Source organism: Pseudomonas sp. DF11 (genome assembly GCF_058148565.1).
Window position 1 is genome coordinate 178,979 of sequence record NZ_JBYVYN010000005.1, and the last position, 15,378, is coordinate 194,356.

Annotated in this window: 18 protein-coding genes; 11 read left to right on the top strand and 7 right to left on the bottom strand. The window is 61.0% G+C overall.

From position 1 onward, the window contains the following. Window positions 1-30: 30 nt before the first annotated feature. Window positions 31-465 (top strand): DoxX family protein, encoded by a 435-nt coding sequence (locus AC30D9_RS16885; protein WP_134923372.1) that lies wholly within the window; start codon window positions 31-33, stop codon window positions 463-465. A 248-nt stretch (window positions 466-713) separates the two neighbouring features. Then, window positions 714-1,022 carry a class I SAM-dependent methyltransferase gene (locus AC30D9_RS16890; protein WP_134923373.1) on the top strand — a complete coding sequence of 103 codons (309 nt, stop codon included), beginning with the start codon at window positions 714-716 and terminating at the stop codon, window positions 1,020-1,022. Window positions 1,023-1,040: 18 nt separating this feature from the next. Here AC30D9_RS16890 and greB read toward each other — a convergent pair whose 3' ends face one another. Genes greB through AC30D9_RS16905 form a run of 3 tightly spaced genes read right to left on the bottom strand, consistent with a single transcriptional unit; the run spans window position 1,041 to window position 4,760 of the window. Further along, on the bottom strand, window positions 1,041-1,538 hold the full coding sequence (gene greB, locus AC30D9_RS16895) for a transcription elongation factor GreB (RefSeq protein ID WP_134923374.1): 498 nt from the start codon (window positions 1,536-1,538) through the stop codon (window positions 1,041-1,043). 34 nt (window positions 1,539-1,572) lie between these two features. Continuing rightward, window positions 1,573-4,077, bottom strand: a complete 2,505-nt coding sequence (locus tag AC30D9_RS16900) for an ABC transporter permease (RefSeq protein ID WP_490144428.1) — start codon at window positions 4,075-4,077, stop codon at window positions 1,573-1,575. Beyond that, a complete protein-coding gene (locus tag AC30D9_RS16905; RefSeq protein WP_109751437.1) occupies window positions 4,077-4,760 on the bottom strand; it encodes an ABC transporter ATP-binding protein in 684 nt (227 codons plus the stop codon). The genes AC30D9_RS16900 and AC30D9_RS16905 overlap by 1 nt, the downstream gene beginning before the upstream one ends. Before the next feature lie 10 nt (window positions 4,761-4,770). Here AC30D9_RS16905 and AC30D9_RS16910 point away from each other — a divergent pair, with 10 nt between their 5' ends. The 3 genes from AC30D9_RS16910 to AC30D9_RS16920 all read left to right on the top strand — a co-directional run bounded on the left by AC30D9_RS16910 (window position 4,771) and on the right by AC30D9_RS16920 (window position 6,939). Then, window positions 4,771-5,376, top strand: a complete 606-nt coding sequence (locus AC30D9_RS16910; protein WP_307571462.1) for an arylesterase — start codon at window positions 4,771-4,773, stop codon at window positions 5,374-5,376. A gap of 56 nt (window positions 5,377-5,432) precedes the next feature. Beyond that, entirely contained in the window at window positions 5,433-5,726 is a 294-nt protein-coding gene (locus tag AC30D9_RS16915) for a hypothetical protein (RefSeq protein WP_003199347.1), read from the top strand. Window positions 5,727-5,967: 241 nt separating this feature from the next. Next, window positions 5,968-6,939, top strand: a complete 972-nt coding sequence (locus tag AC30D9_RS16920) for a L,D-transpeptidase family protein (RefSeq protein ID WP_109751439.1) — start codon at window positions 5,968-5,970, stop codon at window positions 6,937-6,939. A 124-nt stretch (window positions 6,940-7,063) separates the two neighbouring features. On the opposite strand, the gene oprI is transcribed toward AC30D9_RS16920, so the two are convergent. After that, window positions 7,064-7,315, bottom strand: coding sequence for an outer membrane lipoprotei OprI (oprI, locus tag AC30D9_RS16925; RefSeq protein WP_011335311.1), 252 nt, complete (start codon window positions 7,313-7,315; stop codon window positions 7,064-7,066). A 634-nt stretch (window positions 7,316-7,949) separates the two neighbouring features. On the opposite strand from oprI, the gene AC30D9_RS16930 reads away from it, so the two are divergent. Next, complete coding sequence (locus AC30D9_RS16930; RefSeq protein ID WP_053120470.1) at window positions 7,950-8,231, top strand: GNAT family N-acetyltransferase; 282 nt, start codon at window positions 7,950-7,952, stop codon at window positions 8,229-8,231. An 85-nt stretch (window positions 8,232-8,316) separates the two neighbouring features. Here AC30D9_RS16930 and AC30D9_RS16935 read toward each other — a convergent pair whose 3' ends face one another. Then, window positions 8,317-9,393, bottom strand: a complete 1,077-nt coding sequence (locus AC30D9_RS16935; protein ID WP_092176958.1) for a 3-deoxy-7-phosphoheptulonate synthase — start codon at window positions 9,391-9,393, stop codon at window positions 8,317-8,319. Window positions 9,394-9,659: 266 nt separating this feature from the next. On the opposite strand from AC30D9_RS16935, the gene AC30D9_RS16940 reads away from it, so the two are divergent. The 4 genes from AC30D9_RS16940 to cysB all read left to right on the top strand — a co-directional run bounded on the left by AC30D9_RS16940 (window position 9,660) and on the right by cysB (window position 13,222). After that, the gene (locus AC30D9_RS16940) at window positions 9,660-10,613 is read left to right on the top strand and encodes a putative 2-dehydropantoate 2-reductase (RefSeq protein ID WP_307571461.1); all 954 of its coding nucleotides are present in this window, start codon (window positions 9,660-9,662) and stop codon (window positions 10,611-10,613) included. A gap of 21 nt (window positions 10,614-10,634) precedes the next feature. Then, entirely contained in the window at window positions 10,635-11,540 is a 906-nt protein-coding gene (locus tag AC30D9_RS16945) for a 5'-nucleotidase (protein WP_134923377.1), read from the top strand. 96 nt (window positions 11,541-11,636) lie between these two features. After that, complete coding sequence (locus AC30D9_RS16950; RefSeq protein ID WP_014337270.1) at window positions 11,637-12,137, top strand: universal stress protein; 501 nt, start codon at window positions 11,637-11,639, stop codon at window positions 12,135-12,137. A gap of 110 nt (window positions 12,138-12,247) precedes the next feature. After that, window positions 12,248-13,222 (top strand): HTH-type transcriptional regulator CysB, encoded by a 975-nt coding sequence (gene cysB / locus AC30D9_RS16955; protein WP_003199376.1) that lies wholly within the window; start codon window positions 12,248-12,250, stop codon window positions 13,220-13,222. Between the two features lie 7 nt (window positions 13,223-13,229). Here cysB and AC30D9_RS16960 read toward each other — a convergent pair whose 3' ends face one another. Both AC30D9_RS16960 and AC30D9_RS16965 read right to left on the bottom strand, forming a co-directional pair. Further along, the gene (locus AC30D9_RS16960; RefSeq protein ID WP_307571460.1) at window positions 13,230-13,712 is read right to left on the bottom strand and encodes a GreA/GreB family elongation factor; all 483 of its coding nucleotides are present in this window, start codon (window positions 13,710-13,712) and stop codon (window positions 13,230-13,232) included. Window positions 13,713-13,714: 2 nt separating this feature from the next. After that, window positions 13,715-14,101, bottom strand: coding sequence for a hypothetical protein (locus tag AC30D9_RS16965; protein ID WP_490144429.1), 387 nt, complete (start codon window positions 14,099-14,101; stop codon window positions 13,715-13,717). A gap of 120 nt (window positions 14,102-14,221) precedes the next feature. Between AC30D9_RS16965 and earP the strand changes: the two genes are divergently transcribed. Continuing rightward, the gene (gene earP / locus AC30D9_RS16970) at window positions 14,222-15,355 is read left to right on the top strand and encodes an elongation factor P maturation arginine rhamnosyltransferase EarP (protein ID WP_490144430.1); all 1,134 of its coding nucleotides are present in this window, start codon (window positions 14,222-14,224) and stop codon (window positions 15,353-15,355) included. The last annotated feature ends 23 nt before the right edge of the window (window positions 15,356-15,378 follow it).

The window sequence follows — 15,378 nt, forward strand, 5'->3', positions numbered from 1 at the left end:
CAACAACCACACATCTAGGGATGAACCCGCATGAGCTCATTGATCAATAAAGTCTTGTTTACCCGCGCCGGCTACGGCCTGACGGTCTTGCGCATCGTTGTCGGCATCGTTTTCGCCGCCCACGGCTCGCAGAAACTCTTCGGCCTGTTCGGTGGCTATGGTTTGGCAGGCACCGCGCAGTGGATGGAAAGCATCGGCCTGACCCCGGGCTACGTAATGGCGACACTGGCCGGTGGTACTGAGTTTTTCGCCGGGCTGGCGCTGATCATCGGTTTGCTCGCGCGTCCTGCGGCGCTGGGCCTGGCCTTCCTGTCGCTGGTAGCGATTTTCTCCGTGCACATCGGTAACGGCTTGTTCATGGCCAACAACGGTTATGAGTTTGCCCTGGCGTTGCTGGCGGGAAGTATTGCCGTGCTGATCGAAGGTGCGGGCAAGCTGTCGGTCGATCGTGCCATCGCGGATTGATTGCACGATTTGAATTCGAGGCCCGTCTTGTACGGGCCTTTTTTGTGGGTGGTGATTCTTGACACTGGCCGGTCAGCTTCTCTAGGATGCCGCTCATGCGCCGATTTAAACAGCTACTTGCGGGGCGCCAGGTGACTCATCCAGTTGCCGATAGAAGCCGGAGATAAGGCTTCGAAATACCGCTAAAGCGCTGGTTCGGTGTTGCCTCTCACCTGCCATGCAGACTTTTGAGGCAGAGACACGACACGATGAACGCACCCAGCCCCCTTGTACGTCTTGCGCCGATCACGGCGAACCTTGTGCAGCGCAACCCGAAAATTCTCCTGGGCGGTACTCACCAGCCAACGCTCTTGCGCTATCTCGACGGTTGGCCGCGCCGTAACCACGGGCCTGCCGCTTTCCTGATCCAGTTTGTCGAAGACGGTGAATCACTGGCGCGGTTTGCCAATGACAGTTTCGACCTGGCCGTCATCCAGTCTCCTAGTGGGGCGGACGCTCCTGAAATGATCCGACAACTGACTCGTATCGCGCGACAGGGCTTGATCACCCGCCGCTGAGGTATCCGGCCTGAAAGACTATGGATAAGCGATGTCCACGATGTAGACCCGCTTCTCTCCCGTAGGCGTCTGGACGTTGACCTCGGCGTCCAGGGCCTTGCCAATCAGTGCCCGTGCCAACGGTGAATCGATGCTGATCAGGTTCTGCTTCAGGTCCAGCTCGTCCGGGCCGACGATGCGATAGCGTGACTCCTTGCCATCCTCATCTTCCACCGTCACCCAGGCGCCGAAGTACACCTTGTTCGGATCGCTGGGTTTTTCACTGACCACTTTGAGCGCCTCGAGGCGCTTGGTGAGGAAGCGCACGCGACTGTCGATTTCCCGCAGCATTTTCTTGCCGTAGGTGTATTCGGCATTTTCCGAACGATCACCCTGGGCCGCCGCCTCGCTGACCGCCTGGGTCACCTGGGGGCGGCGCACATGCCACAGCTCATGGAATTCGGCGCGCATCCGCGCTTCACCTTCGGGGGTGATCAGCGCGGTGCCGGCGGTGCGGGGTGGGCGATAACGGCTCATGGCAACTTCTTGTAGTAGCGAAGTCGGGAGTCTATCAACCCTCGCGCAATACTGTCAGCGGGCTGGCATTGAGTGCTCGACGGGTGCCAAACACCCCGGCCGCGCCGATCAACAAGGCTCCCAACAGCGGCAATGCCAACAGCCATGGATGCGGATGCCAGGGCAGGTCGAAGGCGTACCGGTAAAGCACCAGGCTCACCAGCTCCGACCCGAGGGCCGCGAGCAGGCCACTGACCGCGCCCAGCAGACCGAACTCGATGCGCCGGGCCTTGACCAGCAAGGGGCGTTCGGCACCCAGTGCACGCAACAGCGCGCCTTGGCGAATCCGCTCGTCGAGGGTCGCCTGCAGGCCGGAAAACAGCACTGCCATTCCCGCTGCCAGCACAAACAGCAACACATACTCCACCGCCAGGGTCACCTGGGCCAGGATGCTGCGCAGCTGTTCGAGCAGGGCTTCGACTTGCAGGATCGTCACAGCCGGAAAGGCTCGGGACAGGTCGACGATCTGTTGGTCATGGCCCGGCGCCAGGTAGAAACTGGTGAGATAAGTGGCCGGCAGATCCTTCAAGGTGCCGGGCTGGAAGATCATGAAGAAATTGGGCTGGAAGTTGTCCCAGTTGATTTCCCGCAGGCTGGTGACCTTCGCTTCACGGTTGACGCCACCCACGCTGAAGAGCAGGCGGTCGCCCAACTTGATCTTGAGGTTCTCGGCCACTTTGCCTTCCACCGAAACTCCCGGGATATCGTTCGGTGGTTGCTGCGGCCACCAGGTCCCGGCGGTGACGATGTTGCCCGCCGGCAGGTCCGCGGCCCAGGTCAGGCTCAGGTCACGTTGCAGCGCCCGGTCCCCCGCCGAATCCTTGGTGACGAACTCCGTGGCCGGCTCGCCATTGATGCTGATGAGGCGTCCGGGTACCACGGGGTAGAGCGGGGCCGATTGCGCCGACAACGCCAGCAATTTGTCGGTGAAGGCCTGCTTGTCGTTGGGCAGGATGTTCAGGGCGAAATAGTTCGGGGCATTTTTGGGCAACTGGTTTTGCCAGGTGTCCAGCAACTCGCCGCGTAACAGCGCGATCAATGCCATGGACAGCAGGATCAGGCCGAACGCCAGGGCCTGGCCGGCCGCCGCCAGAGGATGACGCAGCAATTGGCCCAGGCCCAGCCGCCAGGGCAGGGAGGCGCGGGCCAGCAGGCGACGCAGGCTCTGGAGTAGCAGCAACAGCAAGCCGCCGAGCACCAGTGCGGCAACGACGCCACCGCCCAGCAAGGCGAAGGTGAGGACCAGGTCCAGGCTCAGGCGCCACATGATCAGGCCCAGGGCACCCAATGCGGCACCGTAGATCATCCAGGAGCTGGAGGGAATCGGCAGCATGTCCCGGCGCAGCACGCGCAATGGTGGTACCCGGCCCAGCGCCGCCAGTGGCGGCAAGGCGAACCCCGCCAGTGCCACCAACCCTGTACCGATTCCCGCGACTGCCGGCAGCAGGCCACCCGGAGGCACTGCGGTGGGCAGCAGGTCATGCAGCAGGGCGAACAGGCCCAGTTGGGCGATCCAGCCGAGCAGGGCGCCACTGAGGCTGGCGAGCAGGCCCAGCACGGTCAATTGCAGGCTGAACAGCACCATGGTTTCCCGGCGTGACAGGCCCAGGCAACGCAGCAGCGCGCTGGCATCGAAACGTCGGGTGGCGAAACGGTTGGCCGAGAGTGCGACGGCGACACCGGACAGCAGCACCGCCACCAGGCTGGCCATGTTCAGGTAGCGTTCGGCCTTGCCCAGGGCACCACCGATCTGCCGGTTGCCGTCGCGAGCATCCTGCAGGCGCTGGTTGGCCTCAAGGCCTGGCTTGAGCAGGTCGCGGTAGGTTTGCAGCGCCGGTGCCGGGCCGCGCCACAGGTCGCGATAGCTGACACGGCTGCCCGGTTGGACCACGCCAGTGGCCTCCAGGTCCTTAAGGTTGATCAGTACCCGCGGGGTGAGGCTGTAGAAATTGCCGGCGCGATCCGGTTCATAAGTCAGCACGCGGCTCAGGCGCAGGGTCTGGTTGCCGACGTCGATGCTGTCACCGATCTTCAGGTCCAGTGCCGTCAGCAGCCGTGCTTCGACCCAGGCCTCGCCCGGGTTCGGACGTCCGCCGGTTTCTTCCGGGGCGAACGGGGCCGGGGTGCTTTTCAGTTCGCCGCGCAATGGATAGTTGTCATCGGCCGCCTTGACGCTGGACAGCTGGATGCCATTGTCGGTGGCCACGACACTGGAAAACTCCACCACCCGAGCGTGGTCCAGCCCCAGTTCGGTGCCGCTGCGGATCTGCTCCGGGCGGGCGGGGGTGCTGCCTTCGAGCAGCAGGTCGGCACCGAGGAACTCGGTGGCGCGCATCATCATCGCGCCGTTGAGGCGGGCGCCGAAGTAACCGATGGCGGTACTTGCCGCCACCGCCACCAACAGGGCGAAGAACAACACCCGCAACTCACCGGCGCGGGCATCGCGAAGCAATTGACGGACAGCGAGACTGAACAGGCGCAACAGCGGCAAGCGTGCCATCAAGGCTCCAGGGGGGCGACCATCTGGCCGGCTTCAAGTCGGATCAGGCGCCGGCAGCGGTGGGCCAGGCGTTCATCATGGGTCACCAGCACCAGGGTCGTGCCGCGTTCCTTGTTCAGTTCGAACAGCAGGTCGCTGATACGCTCGCCGGTGTGGCTGTCGAGGTTGCCGGTGGGTTCGTCGGCAAACAGCACGTCGGGTTCGGCGGCAAAGGCGCGGGCAATCGCCACGCGTTGCTGTTCGCCGCCGGAGAGCTGGCGCGGCGAGTGGGTCAGGCGCTGGCCCAGGCCAACGCGCTGCAACAGTTGCGTGGCGCGCTCGCGGGCATCCTTGCGGCCGTCCAGTTCCAGCGGCAGCATGACGTTTTCCAAGGCATTGAGGCTGTCGAGCAACTGGAACGACTGGAAGACGAAACCGACATGCTCGGCGCGGATCCGTGCACGCTGGTCTTCATCCAGCGCGCTGAGGGCCTGGCCGGCGAGCGTCACTTCGCCGCCGCTGGGCAGGTCGAGGCCAGCCAGCAAGCCCAGGAGAGTGGATTTGCCGGAACCGGACGCGCCGACGATGGCCAGGCTGTCGCCTTTGTTCAGTTCCAGGCTGAGTTCGTGCAGGATGGTCAGTTCACCTTCCGCGCTGGAGACCACTTTGCTAAGGTCCGTCGCGGTGAGAATGCTTGAGCCCATGGAGAATCCGATGCGTGTGTGGTTTTTGAGTACCGGCCTGGCCCTGATGTGCATGGCCCAGAGCGCAGCGGCGGGTACAGTCCTGATCGTTGGCGATAGTATCAGCGCGGCTTTCGGCCTGGATACCCGGCAAGGGTGGGTGTCGTTGCTCGAACAACGGCTCAAGGCCGAGGGTTTTGACGATAAAGTGGTCAATGCTTCCATCAGTGGCGACACCAGTGCGGGAGGCCAGGCGCGGCTGCCGGCGCTGCTTGCAGCCCATAAGCCGGACGTGGTGATCCTGGAGCTGGGTGGCAACGATGGCTTGCGCGGACAGCCGCCAACACAATTGCAACAAAACCTTGCAGCGATGATCGACAGTGCTCGCGCCAGTGGTGCCAAGGTGCTTTTGCTGGGCATGCAACTGCCACCCAATTACGGGCGGCGCTACACCGATGCCTTTGCCCGGGTCTACAGCACCCTGGCCGAGGAGAAAAAAGTGCCGTTGGTGCCGTTTTTCCTCAAGGACGTCGGTGGCATTCCAACAATGATGCAGGGCGACGGATTGCACCCGTCCGTCGCGGCCCAGGGCAAGTTGCTGGAAAATGTCTGGCCGACGCTCAAACCGCTGCTTTGACGCTTTTCTACAAGCGGGCTTTCGGCTAATGTGGCGCCCCCGATTTGGAGCCCTCGATGCCACGTCCCGCCTGGTCCCTGTTTGCCTACCAACTGATCGAGCCTGACGAGCAGCTGGATCTGTTCGCCTGCCAGGAAGTACGGGTGCACCTGGTGACCCGGCAGCTGGAACTCGGTGGTTCGGCCGACCGGACCCTCTGTGGCAGCCTGCTGCCGGCCCAACCGCGCTGGTCGAGCGTCGATCGCAAGATTTTCCAGGACCATCGCCTGTGCTCGCTGTGCCGGGCGATCCTGGAGTCGCAAAAGCGCGGTACTTCGCCGATCTGGCCGGAACTGCGGTTCGAGCTGTAGAGTTCCCCTGATTCCCGGTATGCCCCTGTGGGAGCGAGCCTGCTCGCGATGGCGGCGGCACATTCGACATTGATGCAAGCAGGCCCAACGCTATCGCGAGCAAGCTCGCTCCCATAGGTTCATTTCAGCTCCAGACATGCTGCGCATCGGACGCCGCTGTACCGCTCTCCCCGAAATAACAGGTGGCAGTGTACAATCGCCGCTTTCATACCTCCTGTTCGATCTGCGAAGGATTTCCCGGATGTTGCCGCGCTTGCCTGCCGTCGCCCGCTGCCTGTCTCTTGCCGCCCTGTGTATGGCGGGCCCCGTTGCCGCCCTGGAGCTGCCACTGCCACCGCCGGGTGAAGACATCATTGGCCAGGTACAGGTCATCAAGGCCAAGTACGAAGATACCTTCGCCGACCTGGGCACTACCTATGACCTGGGCTACAGCGAGATGGTCGCTGCCAACCCGGGGGTCGATCCCTGGTTGCCGGGTGCTGGCACCGAGATCGTGCTGCCGACTCGCTTCATCCTGCCACCGGGCCCGCGCGAGGGCATCGTGATCAACCTGGCCGAGTACCGTCTCTACTACTTCCCCAAGGGGCGGAACGTGGTCTACACCTTCCCGCTGGGGATTGGGCGTGAGGGCTGGGGATCGCCGATCGCTCACACCAGCATCATCGCCAAGACGCCGAACCCGACCTGGACTCCGCCTGCTTCGATCAAGGCCGAACACGCCGCCGACGGCGACCCCTTGCCCAATGTAGTGCCGGCTGGTCCTGATAACCCGCTGGGGCCCTTCAAATTCACCCTGGGCACCCCGGGCTACCTGATCCATGGTTCGAACAAGAAGTTCGGCATCGGCATGCGTACCAGTCACGGCTGCTTCCGGATGTTCAACAACAACGTACTGGAAATGGCCAGCATGGTGCCGGTAGGTACGTCGGTGCGGATCATCAACGACCCCTACAAGCTGGGTTTGAGCGGCGGCAAGGTGTACCTGGAAGCTCACACACCGTTGGACGACAAAGGCAATCCATCGGTGGTGGACAAGCACACCGCAGTGATCAACGCGATGCTCAAGCGTGAAGACATCACCAGCAACCTGCGCATGAACTGGGATGTGGTGCGGGACGTGGTCGCGGCTGAAGATGGCCTGCCGGTGGAAATCGCTGTTCCGAATACTTCGGCACCGATGGTCACGAGTGCGCCGATCGACTTGCAGCAGTAAAAAGGTCCAAAACAACCCGCCGACGTTTCACGATGTCGGCGGGTTTTTTATTGCCTGGGAAAACACCGGGCAATAAAAAGCCGACCCAAAAATGGGTCGGCTCGGTAACAATCCCGAAGGACTATTACTTGCGGCTAGCTTTTTCCAGCATGCGCAGAGCACGCTCGTTAGCTTCGTCAGCAGTCTGTTGTGCTTTTTGAGCAGCAGCCAGAGCTTCATCAGCTTTACGGTAGGCTTCGTCTGCACGAGCCTGGGCGCGAGCTGCTGCGTCTTCGGTAGCAGTCAGACGTGCTTCGGTTTCTTTCGATGCGCTGCTGCAACCGGTAGCCAGAACTGCGGCCAGGGCCAGAGCAGAGAATTTCAGAACGTTGTTCATCGTGTTCCCCTTCAAGGACTTTCTATTAGTGACTGTCTCCTCAGACTGAGGAGTTAGCCGGCGTACATACTACCCATTACTTGTAGTAAGTAAACTGACGTAGCGCAAGAAGCAAAAAAATTGTAGGCGGTGATTCTTTTTCGAGCAACTTTTCTTAGGGTTGTTTAAAAAATATACAGCCCCAAGCCGTTGGCTGGAACGCGTCGACGAAGAAAAGTTCCGCTTCGGGGAGAACTCTTGCAACCCTCGCTAACGTCGTTGTTTATTGATTCACCTACACTTTTGTACATTTTTTGTGCAATGCCCCAGGCATCTTTATTGGTATTGGCAGTGACTTTAACTACGCGCGCTCGTCTCAAGACTCAACAACTGGCGATGTTCAGCTATTGCACCGTGACCGACTACAGCGCGACGATGGCGCTCAATCGATAAACCCGACGAGGTTTACCCCTTCGATGACAGGCGTGCCTTGAGCATTTGCGTCATTGGTGCCTACTATTCACGACGTGCTCGGGTTTGAGCGGTTCGGTTTTGGCGCTCGGTGACCAGGAAGGCACGGGGTGGCGTAGATGTTCCTTCGCCGGAAAAACATCGGTAAGGTAGGGGTCAGCATTCAGACCCGCGAGGAGTAGTGATGAGCGAGGCGGTTACCATCCACCATGACCAGGCTGGTCATCAGTTCGAGACCAATGTGGACGGTCATCGTGCCTATCTGACCTACATGGACCTGGGCAAGCAGACCCTGGATATCTATCGCACTTTCGTGCCCAATGCCTTGCGCGGCCGCGGTATCGCGGCGGCGTTGACCGAAAGGGCGCTGCAGTACGCCGAAGAAATGGGCTACACGGTGATCCCGTCCTGCTCCTACGTGGAGCGCTACATGGAGCGTCACCAGCGGCACGCGGCGAAGCTCTGAGAAAACGGATTCCCAATAAAAAACGCCGGACTGAAAAGCCCGGCGTTTTTTTATGCGTTGCTTTTTATGCGTTGAAGCAGGTCGATCAGCTGCGTTGACGCTTTGGCAGCACGTCCTTGAGTTTGGCGTGCATGCTGCGCAGGGTGTTCTCGGTCGCGCTCCAGTCGATGCAGGCATCGGTGATGGAGACGCCGTACTGCAAGTCGGCGAGGTCTTTCGGGATCGCCTGGCAGCCCCAGTTCAAGTGGCTTTCGACCATCAGGCCGATAATCGACTGGTTGCCTTCCAGGATCTGGTTGGCCACGTTCTCCATTACCAGCGGTTGCAGCGCCGGGTCCTTGTTGGAGTTGGCGTGGCTGCAGTCGACCATGATATTCGGCTTGATCCTGGCTTTGTTCAGCGCCTGTTCACACAGGGCGACGCTGACCGAGTCGTAGTTCGGCTTGCCGTTGCCACCGCGCAGCACCACGTGACCGTAGGCGTTGCCCTTGGTGGTGACGATCGACACGCCACCTTCCTGGTTGATGCCCAGGAAACGGTGCGGGCTGGAAACCGATTGCAAGGCGTTGATCGCCACGGTGAGGCCGCCGTCGGTACCATTCTTGAAGCCCACCGCCGAGGACAGGCCGGAGGCCATTTCGCGGTGGGTCTGGGATTCGGTGGTGCGCGCGCCGATGGCCGACCAACTGATCAGGTCCTGCAAGTATTGCGGCGAAATCGGATCCAGGGCTTCGGTCGCGGTGGGCAGGCCCATTTCGGCCAGGTCCAGCAGCAACTGGCGACCGATGTGCAGGCCGTCCTGGATCTTGAAGGAGTCGTCCAGGTACGGGTCGTTGATCAGGCCTTTCCAGCCGACGGTGGTCCGCGGCTTCTCGAAATACACCCGCATCACCAGGTACAAGGTGTCGGAGACTTCCGCCGCCAGCACCTTCAGGCGCTCGGCATATTCGTGGGCGGCCTTGATGTCATGGATCGAGCAGGGCCCGATGACCACGAACAGGCGATGGTCGGTGCCGTCGAGAATGTTGCGAATGACTTCCCGGCCCTTGGTCACGGTGCGCAGGGCAGCGTCGCTCAGGGGGATATCGCGCTTGAGCTGGTCAGGCGTGATGAGGGTCTCGTTGGAGGCGACGTTAAGGTCATTGATCGGTAAATCAGCCATCGTGTTACTCGTCAGGTCACGGGTGCCGGCCGCCAGCGATCCCCGCGCGGCGGTGCACAGCGAATGTTAAGCGCGTCGGGGAGCCGAACCTTATCGCGTTCCGAGGTGGCTCGACAATGGGCTGGGGGCGGTTTAATGCCCTACAGGCTGGGGAAAAGCCTTGAAGAGGGGGCAGCAACAGAATCGTGAGCAGATGTAATGGAGATTGCATGCCATGCCGCTCCCGCTGATAGTGTGCAGGGCCGTTTACCAGAGGAGTTGCAAAGATGCAGTCAGGCGTTAAACCGCGGATCGGGATGATCGGCACCGGTGCGATCGGCGGATTCTACGGGGTGATGCTGGCGCGTGCCGGTTATGACGTGCATTTTTTACTGCGCAGCGAGTTCGCTGCCGTGGCCGAAAACGGTTTGCAGATCGACAGCGCGGTTCATGGCGCGCTGACCCTCGATCCGGCCCAGGCCTATTGCTCGGCCGCCGACATGCCGCCCTGCGACTGGCTGCTGGTAGGCACCAAGACCACCAGCAATGCCGAACTGGCCCCGGCCATTACCCAGGCTGCCGCTGACGGTGCAAAAGTCCTGTTGCTGCAGAACGGCCTGGATGTCGAAGACGATCTTCGACCCTTGCTGCCTGATTCGTTGCACCTGTTGGGTGGCCTGTGCCTGATCTGCGTGCACCGTGTCGGCCCTGGTGTCATCGCCCACCAGGCGCTCGGCGCGGTCAACGTCGGTTACCACAGTGGTCCCGGCGCCGATCAGGCGCAACGCATGGCGATCGTCGAAGAGGCGGCGACGTTGTTTCGCAACGCCGGTATCGACGCCCAGGCCATGCCGTGCCTGCAGCTGGCCCGCTGGCAAAAGCTGGTGTGGAATGTACCGTATAACGGTCTTTCGGTTCTGTTGGGCGCCAGTACCACACCGTTGATGGCCAACGACCATAGCCGCGAATTGATCCAGGCACTGATGGGGGAAGTGGTCCGCGGTGCGCAAGCCTGCGGGCATCAGATCGCGCCGGGCTATGCCGAGTATCTGTTCACGATGACCGAGAAGATGCCCGACTACTGGCCGAGCATGTATCACGATTATTCTCACAAGCGTGCGCTGGAACTGGACGCGATCTACGGCCGGCCATTGGCGGCGGCGAAAGCGGCCGGGTGTGAATTGCCGAAAATCGAAGCCTTGTACCAGGCGTTGGCGTTCGTGGACCGATATAACCGTTGAGCGGGCGTAAGGGGGAGCGGCATGGCAAGTAACATCGACGACAAACTGGTGCTGGCGATTTCGTCGCGAGCGCTGTTCGACCTGAGCGAAAGCCACAAGGTGTACCTGTCGAGTGGTGTCGAGGCCTATCGGCAATACCAGATCGAGCATGAAGACGAAGTCCTCGCGCCTGGGGACGCCTTCGCTCTCGTGCAAAAACTGCTGAACCTCAACGAACACCTGGGCCGGGCCCGGGTCGAGGTGGTCCTGGTCTCGCGCAACAGTGCCGACACCGGCCTTCGCGTGTTCAACTCGATTCATCATTATGGGCTGGCGATCTCACGCGCGGCCTTCGTTGGCGGGCGCAGCCCTTACCCGTACCTCAAGGCATTCGGTTGCGATCTGTTTTTGTCCACCCACGCTGAAGACGTACGCAGCGCCCTGGACGCCGGGTTTGCCGCTGCAACCATCCTGTCGGGCGGTGCCAGCCGCGCCGCCAGCGAAGAACTGCGCATTGCCTTTGATGGCGATGCGGTGCTGTTTTCCGATGAGTCGGAGCGCGTCTATCAGGCCGCCGGTCTGGAGGCCTTCCAGGCCAGCGAGCGACAGGCTGCCCGCGAGCCGCTGCGAGGCGGGCCGTTCAAGGGGTTCCTGGCCGCGCTCAATGCGCTGCAGCGCGAGTTTCCCGAAGACGCCTGCCCAATCCGCACGGCGTTGGTGACGGCCCGTTCGGCACCGGCCCACGAGCGGGTCATCAGGACCTTGCGTGAATGGGATATTCGCCTGGATGAGTCATTGTTTCTCGGCGGCCTGACCAAATCGGCCTTCCTCGAGGCGTTCGCCGCCGATGTGTTTTTCGATGACCAGACCGGCCACTGCGAGCTGGCCCGAGAGGTCGTCGCCACCGGCCACGTGCCCCACGGTATCAGTAACGAAATTAAGCCCTGAGTGCCTCCGGTCCGGGACGTCAAGCCGTACGTCGCAGTCCCCAAGGCGCTGCTAAGCTGAATCAATCTCCGCCATCTTGGCACGCGAGGAGGTCACATGATTCGTTCGATGCTGTACGCCACAGACCTGGGTCTCTATGCCCCTTATGTGATGCAGCATGCCTTGGCGCTGGCACGGACGTTTGAAGCCGAGTTGTATGTGGTGCATGCGGTAGAACCGATGGGGCTGTTCGCCGAGTCGGTGTTGCAAAGCTATCTCGACGAGCAGGCGCTGAACGAATTTCACCGTCAGGGTCTGAATACGGTGATGGCCAATATCGAACAGCGAGTGCTCGACAGTTTCCGCGAGGAGTTGGGAGAAGGGCAGCAGGATTTGAAACTGATCAAGTCGGTCAGGGTGTACCAGGGTGATCCTTCCCAGGTCATTCTGGAGCAGGCTGCGAAACTCTCTGTCGATTTGCTGATCGTAGGCAGTCATTGCCAAGGGGCAAGCGGTGAAACTCCCTTGGGCAGGACGGCTGCACGGGTATTGCAGCTATCCCGGGTGCCGGTCTACCTGGTACCGCTGGTACAGCGCCGACGCCAGGGAGAGGCTTGAGGCTAAATGATGGCTTTTTATAAAAAGTTCTAGATTTATTGTCGAAACCTTTCATATAGTTATATACCGTCGCTGATGCCCGTGGCGTCCAACTGCTTTGAGGGATACATATGAAGCTTCAACAACTGCGCTACATCTGGGAAGTGGCGCACCACGACCTCAACGTTTCCGCTACTGCCCAAAGCCTCTACACGTCGCAACCCGGCATCAGCAAGCAGATCCGCCTGTTGGAAGATGAACTGGGCGTCGAAGTCTTCGCCCGCAGTGGCAAACACCTGACCCGCGTGACACCGGCCGGCGAGCGCATCATCACCACGGCTGGCGAGATTCTGCGCAAGGTCGAAAGCATCAAGCAGATCGCCCAGGAGTTTTCCAACGAGAAAAAAGGCACCCTGTCGATCGCCACCACCCACACTCAGGCCCGCTATGCGCTGCCACCGGTGATCAGCAATTTCATCAAGCAATACCCCGACGTGGCGCTGCACATGCACCAGGGTTCGCCGATGCAGATCGCCGAGATGGCGGCCGACGGCACGGTGGATTTCGCCATTGCCACCGAGGCCCTGGAGTTGTTCGGGGACCTGGTGATGATGCCGTGCTATCGCTGGAACCGCTGCGTGGTCGTGCCCCAGGGACATCCGTTGACCAAGCTGCCAAAGCTGACCCTCGAAGCCCTGGCCGAATACCCGATCGTGACCTACGTGTTTGGTTTCACCGGTCGCTCCAAACTCGACGAAGCCTTCAGCCATCGTGGCCTGACGCCGAAAGTGGTGTTCACCGCCGCCGACGCCGACGTGATCAAGACATACGTTCGCCTGGGCCTGGGCGTGGGCATCGTCGCGAAGATGGCCGTCGATACCAAGCTCGACAGTGATCTGGTGGTACTGGATGCCAGCGAGTTGTTTGAATCCAGCGTGACCAAGATCGGCTTCCGTCGTGGCACCTTCCTGCGGGGTTTCATGTGCGATTTCATCGAGAAATTCGCACCGCACCTGACTCGGGAAGTCATGGCCAAGGCCATCCAGTGCCACAACAAGCAGGAGCTCGAAGAGCTGTTCGACGGCGTCGAACTACCGGTGCACTAAAGCCCTCCTAGATCGCCTCGGTGACAGCGAACTGTTGCCGGGCGCCCGCTACCACGATCTCCACCTCATCCCCTTCGAACTTGCCCAGCAGGCCTCGGCCCAGCGGTGAGCGAGGGGTGATGACCGTGATTGGCTGGCCTACCAGCGAGACCTTCAAGCCCGCCGCATCCGGCCCCAGGAACAGCCATTGCTGGCGGCCGTCCTCATCCTCCAGCCCGATCAACGTGCCGACCTGAATGCCGCGCTGTTCGTCGTAGGGTCGCAGCGTCAGGTTTTGGCAGAGTGCCAGGGCCTGGCGGATTTCTTCCACGCGCCTGGCTTGCCCGGCGGCGAGGTAAGACGCTTCCAGGCCCAGGGTGTCGTACTTGTTCTCGGCGATGTTTTCTTCGTGGGTCGCGGTTTCGTAGGCGGTCTGGGCGGCGCGTTCGGCGATGTCGAGATCAATCCTGAGTTTGTCGAGAATCAACTGGTGGACGGTCTGTTTGTTCATGGTTATTCACAGAACTGCAAAACGTTGGCGCGGCTTTTTTCGCTGGGCGCGTTCTGGTCCTGTTGCAACCAGAACTGGCACTTGGGGTTGGATAGATTGCGCGGGTTGTTGCGGGCCTGATCAAGGGCCTGGCGCTGCTCGTTCCTTTGCAGGTTCTGCTGATACTGCTCGAACATTGGCGTGGGCGGCTCGGGGGCTGGTTGCACTGCCGGTGGTTGCGCCAGTTGATGGACAGCGGCGGCCACCGGGGCCAGTTGTTCGTTGAACAGGAATCTGGACAGCAGCCAGCCCGTCAACACGATGGCGAGGAACCCCAGCCACAGGCCCAGGGCAATGCTGAGGGTCAATTGCAAAGCCGTAAGGCGCGAGGGGATCGAGTGAGCGGGCATGGCTGCTTCCTGGCAGGGGCATGGGAGGCGGTGATTGTCGCATGAAGATTAATCGCCGTCGGCTCTTCTGCATCATCGCTTTATTCGGGACAATCGGGCCTTTGTCACAGGGAGTCGGAAATGACCGTGCGCTGGGATATTTTTTGCACCGTCGTCGATAACTATGGCGACATTGGTGTCACTTGGCGTCTGGCTCGGCAGTTGGTGGCCGAGCATCGATGCGCGGTGCGACTGTGGGTCGATGACCTGCGTGCCTTCGAGCGGTTGTGTCCAGAAATCGACGTCACCCTGTCCGAGCAATGGCAGCAGGGCGTGCAAGTGCGTCACTGGCCCGGGGAGTGGGTGCCCACCGAAGCCGCCGATGTGGTGATTGCCGCATTCGCCTGCCAGTTGCCGAGTGCCTACATGGATGCGATGGCCGAGCGTCAGACAACGCCATTGTGGATGAACCTCGATTATTTGAGCGCCGAGGACTGGGTAATCGGTTGCCACGGCTTGCCGTCGGTCAAATATAAACATGTGCAGAAATATTTCTTTTTCCCGGGCTTCCAGGCGGGAACCGGTGGCCTGCTGCGTGAGGCCGGTCTTCTGGAGCGTCGTCGGCAATTTCAACAGGATGCCGGGGCGCAACGAATTTTCCTGCAAGAATTGGGTGTCGAACGGGCGCCGGATACTTGCCTGATCTCGCTGTTTGCCTACGAGAACGCCGGGGTGGCGAGTTGGTTTGACGCAATGGCAAGCGATACCCAGGCGTTTCATGTGCTGGTTCCCGAAGGACGGGTACTGGGCGATGTCGAGCGTTGGCTCGGGATCGACGGTCTGAAGGTCGGAGCGTTGCATCGACGCGGGGCGTTGACGGTGCAGGTGCTGCCGTTCGTCCGCCAGGACCAGTACGATCAACTGTTATGGTGCTGCGATTTCAATGCCGTGCGTGGCGAAGACTCTTTCGTCCGTGCCCAGTGGGCCGGTCGGCCGCTGCTCTGGCACATCTACCAGCAGGAAGAAGACGTCCACCTGGAAAAACTCGAGGCATTTCTCAGGCTCTACACCCAGGGGCTTTCGCCGGCGGCGCAAAAAGCGATCAGCGGTCTTTGGCGGGCCTGGAATGCCGGCCAGGACATGGCCGAACACTGGAAAGCCACCCGTGAACAGCAGCAGGAACTGGCCGAACATGCCCAGGCGTGGTGTCTGGAACAGGCCTCGCGAGCCGATCTTGCCGCAGCGCTGGTGAAGTTTTATGGAAATTGGATATGATACGCGGCCTAGATTTTTGTAAA